10 protein-coding genes are annotated in these 12680 nt (G+C 76.0%); 5 read left to right on the top strand and 5 right to left on the bottom strand.

Annotated features, from left to right (window positions below; all coding sequences use genetic code 11):
* Positions 1–31: 31 nt before the first annotated feature.
* Positions 32–709 carry a hypothetical protein gene (locus tag ACFC1F_RS11015; RefSeq protein WP_376157214.1) on the bottom strand — a complete coding sequence of 226 codons (678 nt, stop codon included), beginning with the start codon at positions 707–709 and terminating at the stop codon, positions 32–34.
* Positions 710–987: 278 nt separating this feature from the next.
* On the opposite strand from ACFC1F_RS11015, the gene ACFC1F_RS11010 reads away from it, so the two are divergent.
* The gene (locus tag ACFC1F_RS11010; protein ID WP_376157212.1) at positions 988–4275 is read left to right on the top strand and encodes a hypothetical protein; all 3288 of its coding nucleotides are present in this window, start codon (positions 988–990) and stop codon (positions 4273–4275) included.
* Between the two features lie 165 nt (positions 4276–4440).
* Here the strand turns inward: ACFC1F_RS11010 and ACFC1F_RS11005 are convergent, their stop codons facing one another.
* Entirely contained in the window at positions 4441–5178 is a 738-nt protein-coding gene (locus ACFC1F_RS11005) for a TetR/AcrR family transcriptional regulator C-terminal domain-containing protein (RefSeq protein WP_376157211.1), read from the bottom strand.
* 156 nt (positions 5179–5334) lie between these two features.
* Here ACFC1F_RS11005 and ACFC1F_RS11000 point away from each other — a divergent pair, with 156 nt between their 5' ends.
* On the top strand, positions 5335–6522 hold the full coding sequence (locus tag ACFC1F_RS11000) for an FAD-dependent monooxygenase (protein WP_376157209.1): 1188 nt from the start codon (positions 5335–5337) through the stop codon (positions 6520–6522).
* A gap of 42 nt (positions 6523–6564) precedes the next feature.
* Here ACFC1F_RS11000 and ACFC1F_RS10995 read toward each other — a convergent pair whose 3' ends face one another.
* Together ACFC1F_RS10995 and ACFC1F_RS10990 are read right to left on the bottom strand one after the other, a co-directional pair.
* On the bottom strand, positions 6565–8472 hold the full coding sequence (locus ACFC1F_RS10995) for a hypothetical protein (protein WP_376157207.1): 1908 nt from the start codon (positions 8470–8472) through the stop codon (positions 6565–6567).
* 187 nt (positions 8473–8659) lie between these two features.
* Positions 8660–9571: a DNA/RNA non-specific endonuclease gene (locus tag ACFC1F_RS10990; RefSeq protein WP_376157206.1), complete on the bottom strand. Its 912-nt coding sequence runs from the start codon at positions 9569–9571 to the stop codon at positions 8660–8662.
* A gap of 396 nt (positions 9572–9967) precedes the next feature.
* Here ACFC1F_RS10990 and ACFC1F_RS10985 point away from each other — a divergent pair, with 396 nt between their 5' ends.
* On the top strand, positions 9968–10600 hold the full coding sequence (locus ACFC1F_RS10985) for a CBS domain-containing protein (protein WP_376157204.1): 633 nt from the start codon (positions 9968–9970) through the stop codon (positions 10598–10600).
* 251 nt (positions 10601–10851) lie between these two features.
* Positions 10852–11502 carry a beta-glucanase gene (locus tag ACFC1F_RS10980; protein WP_209410933.1) on the top strand — a complete coding sequence of 217 codons (651 nt, stop codon included), beginning with the start codon at positions 10852–10854 and terminating at the stop codon, positions 11500–11502.
* Between the two features lie 154 nt (positions 11503–11656).
* On the opposite strand, the gene ACFC1F_RS10975 is transcribed toward ACFC1F_RS10980, so the two are convergent.
* Entirely contained in the window at positions 11657–12028 is a 372-nt protein-coding gene (locus tag ACFC1F_RS10975; protein WP_376157202.1) for a hypothetical protein, read from the bottom strand.
* 199 nt (positions 12029–12227) lie between these two features.
* Between ACFC1F_RS10975 and ACFC1F_RS10970 the strand changes: the two genes are divergently transcribed.
* Positions 12228–12605, top strand: coding sequence for an SHOCT domain-containing protein (locus ACFC1F_RS10970; RefSeq protein ID WP_376157201.1), 378 nt, complete (start codon positions 12228–12230; stop codon positions 12603–12605).
* Positions 12606–12680: the final 75 nt, after the last annotated feature.

Raw genomic sequence — 12680 nt, 5'->3', positions numbered from 1 at the left:
GATGAAACAGGGCGCCGGCACCCGAGGCAGGTCAGACGGGTGTGATCGGCTCCGCACGGGTGAGTTCCACCCACCGGGTCAGCTCGTCGGCGTGGCTGGCCTCGGCTGTCGCCGCCGCGACGGCCGCGACGGCCTCGGGCGACGGCTCGCCGCCGCGGAAGAGCAGGGCAAGCGGCCAGGCCGGAATGCTCGGCTGCCCGCCGTCGAACGGGTTCCAGCACCAGGGCGCGTCGAACCTCCACGCCCGCCCGTCGCGGTCGACGACCTCGTCGCCGGTTTCCAGGAACGCGAAAGGGCGGAAGAGCAGTTCGAGCCGGAACGGCACACCGCCGACCGGGTCGATCTCGTAGCCCTGCTCTTCGAGCCCGGCGTCATAGGACTCGCCCTGCCGTAGGACGTCGAGGTAGGTCGCAGGTCGTGGCAGCCAGCCGGTCTCCAGGGGCGGATCGAAGTGGTGGACCGCCAGAACGTGCACCACGGTCGCCGGGATCCCCACCAGGCACCGGTCGCCGGCCTTCAGCGTGTCCTCCGCCGGCTTCGTCCGGAAGTACTCGCTCTCCCGGTCGTGGTCCGCAGACGTCGGAAGAGCCACGTCGCCGTTCCACTCGATCCCGTCCGCCGCAGTGTCGATCTCCCACCACGGCCAGCGCAAGGAGACGTGGAACCGGGAGACCCCGGAGACCGTGGCCTCGGTGAACGGGCATTCCATCCTCAACACGTCACCCGGCCGGTACCGAACACCTCCGGCATCGGCGCCGCGAGTCTCGGCCCCGGCCGGTTCCGCCTGACTGTCCACGGTGCCTCCCTGAGTGCGGGAAGCGATCATTCCAGACCTGGGAAGCGATTCACGCCGCGGGTGACCCGGGTGCTGCCCGCCCCGGCCGGGCCGACCAGCCCGCCGCAGCGGCTGAGGGCCCGGTCGGCTGCGGGGAAGGCCCGGGGATAATCGGGTGCGGAGCCGGTGCCCGGGCGGCAGAATCGTCGGCGATGCTTCAGCTCACCGCCGATCGGCTGCTGGCCGATGTCGAGTCCTTGCCCCATGCCCTGCGCCTGCGCGAGGTCGCCCGCGCCGCCCACCGTCTCGCGGAGCAGAACCAACTTGCTCCCCTCCTGGACGAGTTGGCCACCCGCGGCCCGTACGAGCAGCGGATCGCCGCGCTCGCTGCCCTGGCCGGAAGACAACTCCCTTACCTGTCTCGCCGGTTGACCGACCCCGATTCGGTGGTGCGCCGCTACGCCCACCGGGCCGTGCGTGAACTCCCCCTGCCGGACGCGGTGGTGGAGGAGGCCGTCCGCAGCGCCCCGACCGCGGTCCGGGACGAGCTGATCCGCGCCGTCCTGAAGGCCGGCCGGACGACGGTGGCCGAGCGGCTGGTGCCCGTCGCCCGGGAGCGGTGGGGATCCGCCGAGGCAGGGCGGCTGCTGCCGGTCTGCTCACCCGCGTTCGTGGCGCGCGAACTGCCCGGCCTGGCCCATGCCGTCACCTTCACCCGGTCGCTCGGGGAGCGTCACCCGGCGGCGGTGCTGGACGAGGCGGAGCGCCGGCTCGCCGAACTTCCCCGCGCGGAGCGGGCGGGATTCTGGCGGCAGAACGCCGTCGGGCTGGGTGCCGCCGCCGGCCGGCTGCCCGGGAGGGCATTGGATCTGCTGGAGCGCCACCCCGCCACGCAGTACCGGCCGACCTTCCCCGCGCCGTTGCGCGACAGGTTCGCGGCCTTGGCCGCCCTCGACCCGGAGCGGACCGCCCGGGTGCTGGTGGCCGCCGGGTGGGGTCGGCATGACGCGGTGCTGCGGCCCGCACTCGCCCGTCGGCTGGCGGCGGCCCCGCTGCCGCTCCTCACCGAACTGGCCCACCGCAGCCCCGCCGACCACGCGGCGCTGTCGCGCCAACTGCCGCCGGCCGCCCGGCTCGCGCTGCACGATGCGGTGGTGGCCGTGTCGAAGACCTACCCCCGCGGGTACTCCGGCGAGGTGATGGCCACCCTCCCCGCGCCGGAACGGATCGCCCGGGCGCGGGCCCGGCTGGCCGAGGACCCCGAGGCGCTGGACCTGCTCGTCCACCTCCCGGCGGCCGAGGCGTTGCCCCGACTGCTGGCGGAGACCAGGACGGCGGAGTCCTGGGAGCGGGGGTACGCCTGGGGTGAAGTGGTGGCGCAGGCCGCACAGTCCGGCACGTCGAGCGCGGTCCGGGAAGCCCTGGTCCTGCTCCAGCGCCTGCGGAACGAACAGGACCCGGTACGGGCCGAGGCCCTGGCGGAGGTCGCCGCCGTACCGTCGAAGCTCTTCGAGGACGACGCGGCCGGACTCCTGGCGCGCCTCACCGAGGACGCGCTGACCGCGCGCGACTGCTCGCCGTACACCCGGACCCAACTGGCCCTGCTGGCCTGCTCCGTGCTGGCAGAGAACGCCGGCGGCACAGCCCGGGGGCTGGTCGACTGGGCCGTCCGCACGATCGAACGGACCGCCCCGGCCGCGCCGACCTTCCCGCGGGAGCGGCAGGCGGCGGTGGCGGCCGAGCTGCGGCCGGCGCTGGAGCGGTCGACCACGCTGCTGCTCGGGTTCGTCGACGGACTGCATCCTGCTTCACGTCGACTCCCTCTGCTGGTCGAGCTGTTGGAGCGCGTGGCGGCCGATGACCGGGAGTTCGGACGGGCGGTGACCCACCTGCTCGCCGACGCCGCCACCCGTGGGGAACGGGTGGCCCGTCTGGTCGGGGTCGGGCCCGCCGTCGCCGCGCTCCCGGCCGTGCAGGCGGTGCTGACCCGGGAGCGCACCGATCTGCTCGGCCCGCTGCTGGCCTCCGGGAGCAGTACGCCGGGCGGACCCGCCCCGGTGCCGCTCGACCTCAGCGCCGCCGACCGCTGGACGGACCGTCAGGTGCGGGCGGCCGCCGAAGCGGTGGCCCGGACGGTGGACGACACCACCGCGCCGCCCGAGCAGCGGACCGCCGCCCTCCGGGCCGCCGCGCACCTGCCCGGCCACGGCCGGGACCTGTTGCTCCGGTACACCGACTCCACCGACGTGGTGCTCTCCGAGGCGGCCCTCGCTGCGCTGCCCTGGACGGCCCGGCCCGCCGAGGCGCTGCCCGTGCTGCTCAGGTACGTCCGCGACGAGCGCGCCCGGGTCGCGGTGTACGCGGCCGGTCGCGCCGCCCGGTTCACCCCGGCGGACGAGCTCGGCCCGGCCCTGGCGCGGATCGTGACCGACCCGAACACCAAGGTGACCAGCCGCAAGCAGGCCGTCCGGCTCGCCGCCGCCCACCTGCCACTGGCCGAGGCGACCGCGCTCCTGGAGGCGGCCTACCGGGCCCCGGAACAACACCAGGACGTGCGGCGGGTGGTGGTGGAGCAGGTGGTGGCCCGGCTCGCCGACCTCCCGCTCTGGGACGTGCTGACGGAGATCGCCGAGGGCGCCTCCGAGCTGCGGTCGGTGCTCGCCGGGGAGCTCCGCCCGGTCGCACTGCCGGCGAGCGAACGCCGCCGCTACGCGGAACTGGTCGGCCGGCTGGCCCTCGCCGAGGACGGCCCGCTCGCCTCCATGGGTGCGGGGAAGCTCGCGGTGTGGGGGCGCTACGCCCCGGAGGCGGTGGCCGCGATGGTCCCCGTGGTCACGGACCTGGCCGAGCGGGAGCGGTGGCGGCCCGCCGCGCGGGCGCTGAGTGCGATCGCCTGGTCCGATGCACCGCACCCGCTCGGCGGCGTCGCCCCGGGGAGCCTGCTGGAGCAGACCCTGAGCCGCCTGATCGAGGCCGTCCGGGCCGGCGGGCCGGCGGAAGACGAGGGCCGGGACGAGGCGGCCCGGCAGCGGATCCAGGAGTTCGGCGGCGGGTACTTCTACCTCACGGAAGCGACGGCCGAGAGCCGGGCGAGGGCCCGCGCCGTGGCCGCCCTGCTGATGACCGAGCCGTCCCTGGTCCCGCTGGCCGTCCCGCGGTTGTGGCACGCCATCGACCTGAACTCCGCGGCACTGGGTGACGAACTCGGCGAGCTGGCGGCCGTGTTGTCGGATCGCCCGCTCCTCGCCGGCAAGGTGGCCGAGGAGCTGCGCCCGGACGACGCCCGGACCCCGCCGGGGGAGCACACGTCGGCGGCCGTCAGTCGGTTGACGCAGGACGGCGGCCTGGCCGCCGGGCTGTTCGCGGTCAGGCTGGTGGCCGTGTACGGCCCCGGCCAACAGTGGTCGGCACAGTGGCGGGCGGCCCTGCACGCCCTGCGTCGGCATCCGCAGGCCGATGTCCGCGATCGTGCCCTGAGCATCTGGACCGCCAAGGAGTGACGCTCCGTCGGGCTCGCCACGCCTGGGACGTCATGATGGCGCCCGGTCGGCACCGGCCGTCCCGGCCCGACACCGACCGTCCGGACTGGCTTTCGACCTGTCGTCGGGCGGTGGGGACGGAGGCCGTCCGGGTACGGGCGTCACCGCACCCGGCCCGCCACGGGATCAGCCGTCGGCCACGCCATGGCGGCCCTGCCGGCGGGTGATCAGCGCGTCCAGGCCGTCGAGGATGCGCTCCAGGCCGAACTCCAGGGCCTGGTCCCGGCCGTCCGGCGCCGCCATGGCGGACGCGAGCGCCGGGAAGCGCTCGGCGTGTTCCCGGACCAGTCCGCCGAGGACGGCCAGCAGCTGCGCCTCGGGATCGCCGGCGGGGCCGGCGGCCCGGGCCTGCTCGGCGATGCCGCGGACGTGGCCGGCCAGCAGGACGGCGGCGTCCATCCGCTCCGGCCCGGTCAGCCCGTTGCCGTCCAGCGCGGCCACCACCCGCTCCAGCCAGGCGAGTTCCCTCGGGCCCGTCATCCGGGGGCCGACCGTGGCATCCAGCAGCCACGGGTGCGCACCGAAGGCCTTGGTCAACTGGTAGGCCCAGTCCCGCAGTTGGCTGCGCCAGTTGGGTTCGCCGGGGGCCGGGGAGGGTGCGCCCACCGCCTCCTCGACCATCAGCGCGACCAGCTCCGCCTTGCCCGGCACGTAGCGGTAGAGCGACATCTTCGTGTAGTCGAGCAGCCCGGCCACCCGCTGCATCGAGACGGCGCCGAGCCCCTCCGCGTCCGCGATCTCGATGCCCGCCCGGGCGATCCGCTCCAGGGTGAGGGCCGGTTTGGGTCCCCGGGTCGGCTTCGGGTGGGGGCCCCAGAGTAGCCGTGCCGTGTCGACCGCCCCGCCGCCGGATCCGTTGCTCAATTCCCGCTCCCGTCCTGCCTCCGGCCTGCCCCTTGCCGAACCGTCCAACTGTGTCTACCGTACACAGCGGCAATTAGTGTCCGCCAGACACAGTTTCGTCGCCGGGCCCCGGGGGCCTCGGCGGGCGGCGTCGGCTCTCATCGGACGGAGCGGTTCATGGGTACGAAGGTCCTCATCTCGGGTGCGAGCATCGCCGGCCCCGCGCTGGCCTACTGGCTGGGGCGGTACGGCTTCGAGCCCACCGTCGTCGAGCTGGCCCCCGCACTGCGCGGCGGCGGCCAGGCCGTCGACTTCCGCGGCGAGACCCATCTGACCGTGCTGGAGCGGATGGGCCTGCTGGAGGAGCTGCGCCGGATCGGCACCGGCGGCAGCCCGATGAGCTTCGTCGACCGGCGCGGCCGCCAACTGCTCCACCTCCCGGCCGACTTCGCGGGCGGCGACGTCGAGGTGCCGCGCGGCGAGCTGGCCCAGGTGCTGTACCGGCACAGCCTGCCCACCACCGAGTACGTCTTCGGTGACTCCGTCACCGCGCTGGAGGAGACGCCCACCGGCGTCCGCGCCGGGTTCCGGCACGGCGCCCCGCGCGAGTTCGACCTGGTGATCGGGGCGGACGGGCTGCACTCCAATGTCCGCCGGCTCGCCCTCGGCCCCGAGCGGCGCTACGTCCGCCACCTCGGGTACTACGCCGCGACCTGGCAGCTGCCCAACGACCTGGGACTCGCCCCCGGCTCCGTCGGCCTCAACGTGCCCGGCCGGCTCGCCGCCGTCGGCGCGGACCACCGCGACCCGGCCAGGGCGGGCGCCTTCTTCCTCTTCGCCTCGCCCGAACTCGCCTACGACCGGCACGACGTCGAGCAGCAGAAGGCGCTGGTCCGGGACGCCTTCGCGGGCCTCGGCTGGCAGGTGCCCCGGCTGCTGGAGAGCCTGCGCGAGGCCCCCGAGCTGTACTTCGACTCGATCAGCCGGGCCGACGTACCCGCCTGGTCCACCGGCCGGATCGCCCTGGTCGGGGACGCGGCCTGCGGCGCCACCATCGGGGGCATGGGCACCGGAACCGCCGTCGTCGCCGCGTACGTCCTGGCCGGCGAACTCGCGCGCGCCCGCGGCGACCACCGCACCGCCTTCACCCGGTACGAGAACGCCGTCCGCGGCTACGCCGAGGGCTGCCAGAAGGGCGGTGACCGCACCGGCCCCTTCCTCGCCCCGGGCACCGCGGCCGGACTGCGGGTGCGGAACGGGCTGCTGGGGCGGAAGTGGATCATGAACAGGATGCTGGAGCTGGGCAGGAAGGTCAGCAGCACCATGGAACTGCCCGACTACGAGGCGGAGACGGCCATCCGGTGACCGGCTCGCCGGGAGTCCACCCGGGTGGTGTGGCCAGGACGCTCACCGCATCGGCGTGATCCGGGTGCCGCCGTCCAGCACGGCCTCCACCGAGACGGTGGCCCGGGCGGGCCGTTCGACCGCGAGGGTGTGGTCCGGCACGGGCCGGTCGGCCGTCCAGTCCGGGCCCTTGGCGGTGATCCGGGCCACCCGCCGGCTGCCCGCCGCCAACAGGAACTCGGTGCCCTGCGGGGAACGCCACCACGTCGAGCCGACGGTGTCCTGCTCGAACCGGCTGCACGCCCGCCCCGGCCCGCCCCCGGTGCGTTGCGGACCGCGCGCCCCCGGCAGCAGGACGGCGGTGGCGGCGCTGCCCTCGCCGTTCCAGCGGTCCGCCCGCAGGCAGACCCACGACGCCGTGCCCGCGTTCTGCGGCAGCTGCTGCACGGCGAACGTCCAGAGGTCGAGCCGCTTGACCCCGGGCGTGCCGTCCGGCACCGCGCAGCCGCCGCGCGCCCAGGCCTGCAGGGCTTCCGGGGTGACGGCCTCGCGCGGCTCCGGGGCGGGCTGGGTGCGGTCCGGCGGCGGGGTGTAGCCGAGATGGGCGGGGACGAGCCCGCCGAGGTCGGCGAGCAGGAAGGCGTACCTCTCGGCGATCACGGGGGAGGAGCGCACCTGGAGCACGGCGGCGCCCCGGCAGTCCGCGAGCGGCCCGGCCGGGCTGCCGGCGGCGGACGCGGCCGGCGCCGCGGCCGTCACGCCGTCCGCTCGGTCCAACGGCTTGGCGGGCGCGTCCGGCTGGTCGATCCGGCGGACGTCGGCCGCCTCGATCCAGGGCGCGAGCAGGTAGCGCGCGGAGGTGCCCTGCCGGCGCAGCACCACCGCGCCCGCCGTGGTGACGGAGGAGTCGTCGGCACGGGCGAGGTCGAGCCCGCCACCGTGTCCGTCGGTGTAGCGGGCGATCCGCCCGCCGTCGTACAGCACCACCACGGCCGTGCCGTCGACCGTGCCGGCGAACAGCAGTTGCGGCGTGCCGGTGGGCGGGGCGGTGGTGGTGCCCGGTTCGGCCCTGGTCTGCGGACCGGGCCGGCCGGCCTGTGCCCAGGCGGTGAGCGCCCGGCCGAGCAGCGCGGTGTCGTCACGGCGGTCGCCCCGGGCCGGCCAGGCGGAGAAGTCGACCCGGGCGGTGTGCTGCCACTGGTCCGGTGCCACCCGGACCAGCCGGGCCGGATCGGGAGCCGCCCCGGCCGGCGGCACGGGGAGCGGGTGGGTGGCGTGCGGGCCGCTGTCCGCAGGGCCGGACAGGACGGCGGCCGTGGTGGTGAGCGCCAGTGCGGCCACCGCGAGCGAGGCGCCGAGCGCCCGGCGGCGGCGCAGCAGGTCGGTCGCCTGGACGCGGACGGCACAGGGGTCGAAGGCGGGCGGGTCCGGCTCGGCGGCAACGGGGAGCTCCCCGGCCCGGCCGACCGCCCGGGCCGGCTCGTCCGCGCCAGCCCGGCGCAGCACCTCCTCGGCCTGCCCGGGCGTGAGGCGTTCCCCGGCCAGCAGGGCGAACGCCGCCCGCGCGGGTGCGTCCAGGGCGGCCAGCTCCCGGTCCAGCGCCGCGTCCGCCTCCGCGCCGCCCGGGGTGAACAGCCGCAGCCCCCAGACCCGGGGCGCGAGCAGCCGGTGCGCGGGCCGCGGGCGCAGTGCGGCCCGCACCACCCGCAGGCGGAGGGCGGCGTACACCGGGTCCTCGTCCGGGACGGCGGGGGCGCCCGGGCCGGCCGGGCGGCTCCAGCGCGACGGCAGGGCACGCTGCACGGCCGCGTGCGCGGCGAGGACCCGGCTGTGGCGGTCCCGGTCGGCAGGCAGGGCCAGGTACGCCAGCCGGACCAGCCGGCGGTAGTGGCGCACGAGCGCCGCCTCGGCCTGCGCCACAGGGTGCGCGGGTGCGCCCTGTGGCGGTGGTCCGGCCGTCCGTCCTGCCAACGCGTCCTCCCCGGGTTTGCGTGCTGCGGTGGTGGACGGTCCAACGAGTCGATCATGTGATGGTTGCGCCGTTCGGGGAGACGCCGCCCCGGCGGGCCCCGCGGAGCCGCCCGGCGGGCGGGGTCGGGTGGGCGCGCTCGGGCGGGGCGGCCGCGCGGAGCGTGGCAGGCGTTCGCCGTCGGACCCGTCAGCGGGGCGGCCCCAGGACGATGTCCTCGTGCCGCCCCAGCGGCCGCCACCGGTCCGGTCCGGGCTCGGCCCCCGGGGCGGTCGGCGCGGGGGACGGGGGAGCGGGCAGCAGGTCGACCGCCGGGAGCGGCCCCAGGTCGAGCGCGGTGATGTCGGCGACGTCGCTCACGGGTACCTGGAACGTCCGGTACGCGCCCAGTGGCGGCGGCTGGTCGGCGGCCTCCGCCGCCGCGAGCGCGGCCGAGGCGTTCGGCAGGTCCGGGCTCTGGTCGAGCACGTACGCGGTGGCGGCCAGCGCGCCGTCCTGGAGGAAGGCGACGACCTTCCAGAACGCCAGCGGGATCCGCACCTTCCGGTAGACCGGGTCGGCGGGCCGCAGGACCGGGCCGGTCAGCACGACGAGCTTGCGGTCGAACGTCGCCGCGTGGGTGAGCAGGAAGTCCTCCAGGCCTGCCCAGAGTTGCTTGCCCTGGTTGAAGGCGGCGTGCTGGGGAGCCGCGTTGGTGAAGTGGAAGGTGTCGGCGTTGGCGGCCCGCACCTCCGCGTCGTCGCCCCAGACGGGGTCGAGCCGCCGGACCAGGTGCCCGCGGTCGAAGTCGTTGTCGGCGTACAGCGCCTCGCCGGCCTGCTGCGCCTCCGGGACGCGGGGATCGAGCCGCCACTGGCCCTCCCGCTTGAGGTCGACCAACCGGCCGCCGTCGATCCCCACGGCCGTTGCGGCGGCGAGCCTGCGGTCGGGCCGCAGCAGGACCGTGAAGTGCGTGTACGGGAGCGTGACCAGGGCGATGTCCGGGTCGGTGGGGTGCGGCAGCGGGACGATCGGGCCGAGGAAGGCGGGGTCGTAGCCGGCCTGCCCGTCCGGCTGCGCGGGCGCGGGCGCGGGGTCGGGGTCGGGGAATGGGCTTGTCATACCTCGACCTCTACCGGTCTCCGCCACGCCGCGCCGCTTCGCCTACGCCACCCGGGGCGGGGCGGTGCCGGGCGGGGCGGGGCGGGGCGGGAAGCGCGAGCGGTGCGGGCGGTGAGCACGGTGCGGGCGGGCCGCGTGGCATGGGCAGCGCGGGCGGGGCACGCGGTGCAGGCCGTGGGAGAGGTGCGGTGCGGGGTGGTGGGAGGCCCGGCGGCGGGCCGTGAGGGCGGTGTGCGGCGGGCAGGGCCGTTGGTCCCGGATTTTCAGCCCCTTGGCCTCTGGCGGCGCTTGGGGCCAGGGGCGATGCTCCAGGTACCGGCCGGCCGATGGTCGCCCGGCCGACATCGCTGACGGACGAGGTGAACCGGCGTGCGGCATGCCACCGTCGAATCTGTGATGACCAGCCCTGCGGTCCTGGTCGCGCCCGAGACCGGCTTCCGGGAGATCGTCGCCCTGCTGGCCGAGTACGACATCACCGGCGTGCCGGTGGTGGACGAGGACGGCCGGCCGTTGGGCATCGTGTCGGAGGCGGACCTCCTGCTCACCCTGGCGGCGCAGGAGGACCCGGGCAGTCTGCTGCCGGCCCCCGAGCTGCCCCGCAGCGGGCCGGGCGGCGCCGTCACCGCAGCCGACCTGATGACCGGGCCGGCCGTCTGCACCTCCCCCGGCACCAGCGTGGTCGCCGCCGCGCGGATGATGAGCCGGCACGCGGTGAAGCGGCTCCCGGTGCTGGACGCGGAGGGCCGGGTGTCCGGGATGGTCAGCCGGGGCGACCTGCTGCGGGTCTTCCTGCGCGAGGACCGGGTGATCCGGCGGGAGATCGTCGAGGAGGTGCTCGGCCGGGTCGAGGGCGTCAGCCCCGCCGAGGTGGGCGTGGAGGTGGACCAGGGCCGGGTGGTGCTCAGCGGCACCGTGCCGGAGCCGTACCTCGTGCCGATCGTGCTGAACCTGTGCCGTTCGGTGGACGGCGTCGTCTCGGTCACCGACCGGCTCGGCAGCACCGGCGCGGCGCCGGCTCCGGTGGGCTGACCACGGAGCGCCCCGGCGGGCCGGGTCGCCGGCCGGCTCGCTGATCGGTTCGCTGACCAGGGCGGGCGAGGGTCGGGGCGGGAGGCGGTCAGGGCGGGCGAGGGCCGGCCGGGCGTCCGGCCGGTTGCGGCGCGTTCCCGGCGGCGGACCCGGAGGATCCGCTTCGCATACTGCGGAGCGTACCGGGTAAGTCACTCTGTGTACCGGTCGGCATCGGGTCGCCGGTACCCAGGGGCACCGGGGAGGCGGCCGTGGCAGTCGTGTTCGACGCGGACTTCACTTCGACCAGGCAGTGGACGGCGGGCCGCAGCAGCGCCTATCCCCGGATGGGGCCGACCAACCGGGGCGACCACAAGCTCGACTTCCTCAGCCGGGCCTACTGTCCCGGCGGGGTGTTCGCCGCCACCCGGCGGCGCGACGGGGAGCTGTGGACGTGCAACCTGCTCACCACCGAGGGGAGCCCGGAAGGCTTCCAGGTCCGCACCGGCGACGTCATCGCCGCCCGGGTCACGCTCCCGGTCGAGCTGGGCGCCTGGCCCGCGATCTGGACGTGGCGGGACGGCGGCAACGAGGTGGACCTCTTCGAGTACCACCCCGACCACCCGGACCTGCTGGAGATCTCCAACCACGTCCGCGGCGGCTTCCGGTACTGGCACGGCGCCGGCGCCGGTATAGCCCCGGGCGCGACCTTCGACCTGCGCACCGTGCTCGGCGCGTACTCGGTGGACTGGTTCGTGAACGGCACGCTGGTGCACGCGGACCGGCGCGGGGTGGGCCCGGACTGGCACGCGTACCTGATCGTCAACCTCTCGGTGGCGGACGGCACCTACCACGACCGACCGCCGCTGAACGGGCCGGACCGGCTGAGCTGGGTCTGCCACAGCCTGCGGGTCGAGCGCTGACGGCGGCGGCCTTCGCCGGGGCCGCCCGGCCTCGGGCGTCCGACCCCGGGTGTCCGATCTCGGGCGCCCGGCCTGGGGTGTCCGACCCCGGGCGTCCCACCCTCGGGCGTGCGGCCCCGGGGTCCGGGTTCGGTGCCGGGGCCGGGTGCCCGCTTCAGGCGTCCGGTGGGAACGTCGCGGTGATCATGCCGCGCGGGCCGCTGCGCTGGAACCAGACCACCCGGCGGTGCCGGCCGATGAAGGCGGGGTGCGTGACGTAGAGGTCGTCGCGCGGGGCCTGCTCGTTCCCGGGGGCCAGGGCGGCGTCGAGCGCGTCGCTGGCGATGGTGCGCAGCAGCGCGTGCGCGGTCGCGGTGGCCGCGGAGGGGGCGATGGCGAGGGCGGTGAGCTCGTCCCAGAGGCGGGTCGAGACGTAGCTGATCGGCGAGAGGCCGAGCGCCGGGTGCGGGTGACCGTCCTCGTACCGGCGCAGCACCCCGGCCGCGACGAGCCGCTCGCGGTCGTCGGGCGGCGGGTGGTGGTCCATGACCCGCAACGCTACCCCGGTGGGCCTGGCCGGCGGAGCGGGAGGCCATTTCCGGGCATTCTCAGACAATCCTCAGGTTCGCCCGGTCGTTTCCGGGCGCACGATGGTGGGTGGGGCGCCGTGGTAGCCGGGGCGCCGCGTCGGGCGGGGGCGACGGTCACCTCGGCGGCTCCCGGGCGGGCCGGACGAGGAGGTCGTGATGAGGAACTGGTACGGGCACGGTCACGGTCATGCCCTCAGCGGCTGGGGAGTGGGGGTGATGGTGATCCTGATGTTGCTGGTCCTGGCAGTCCTGGTGCTGACGGCCGTCGCGCTGGTCCGCCACCTCTCGCGGACGTCGAAGCCGGCGCCGCCCGCTGTCTGGGGCCCGGGCGGGGTCGGACCGGTCGGGCCCGGGCCGGCGGGGGTCGGCCAGGGCGGGGCGGCGCCGCCGACGGCGGAGCAGGTGCTCGCCGAGCGGTTCGCGCGGGGGGAGATCGACGCCGACGAGTACCGCCACCGCCTGGACACCCTGCGCGCGGCCGGCGGCCCGGCCGGCCCGGGTGGCCCGGGTGGTCCGCCCACGCCGACGGCCTGAAAGCGGTCTGAATCGACGGCCTGATCGGCGGTCTGAATGGACGGCCTGAACCGACGGAGGCCCGCCGCGCAGTCG

The organism is Kitasatospora sp. NPDC056181, from assembly GCF_042266225.1.
In the GTDB taxonomy this organism is placed as follows: domain Bacteria; phylum Actinomycetota; class Actinomycetes; order Streptomycetales; family Streptomycetaceae; genus Kitasatospora.
Note: the sequence above shows the minus strand (reverse complement) of the source record. Positions and strands in the feature narration are given on the sequence as shown.

Coding starts and splice junctions, on each gene's coding strand:
- ACFC1F_RS10985 (WP_376157204.1), top strand. CDS start 9,968: ATGACCAGCCCTGCGGTCCTGGTCGCGCCCGAGACCGGCTTCCGGGAG.
- ACFC1F_RS10990 (WP_376157206.1), bottom strand. CDS start 9,571: ATGACAAGCCCATTCCCCGACCCCGACCCCGCGCCCGCGCCCGCGCAG.
- ACFC1F_RS11010 (WP_376157212.1), top strand. CDS start 988: ATGCTTCAGCTCACCGCCGATCGGCTGCTGGCCGATGTCGAGTCCTTG.
- ACFC1F_RS11015 (WP_376157214.1), bottom strand. CDS start 709: ATGGAATGCCCGTTCACCGAGGCCACGGTCTCCGGGGTCTCCCGGTTC.
- ACFC1F_RS10970 (WP_376157201.1), top strand. CDS start 12,228: ATGAGGAACTGGTACGGGCACGGTCACGGTCATGCCCTCAGCGGCTGG.
- ACFC1F_RS11000 (WP_376157209.1), top strand. CDS start 5,335: ATGGGTACGAAGGTCCTCATCTCGGGTGCGAGCATCGCCGGCCCCGCG.
- ACFC1F_RS10975 (WP_376157202.1), bottom strand. CDS start 12,028: ATGGACCACCACCCGCCGCCCGACGACCGCGAGCGGCTCGTCGCGGCC.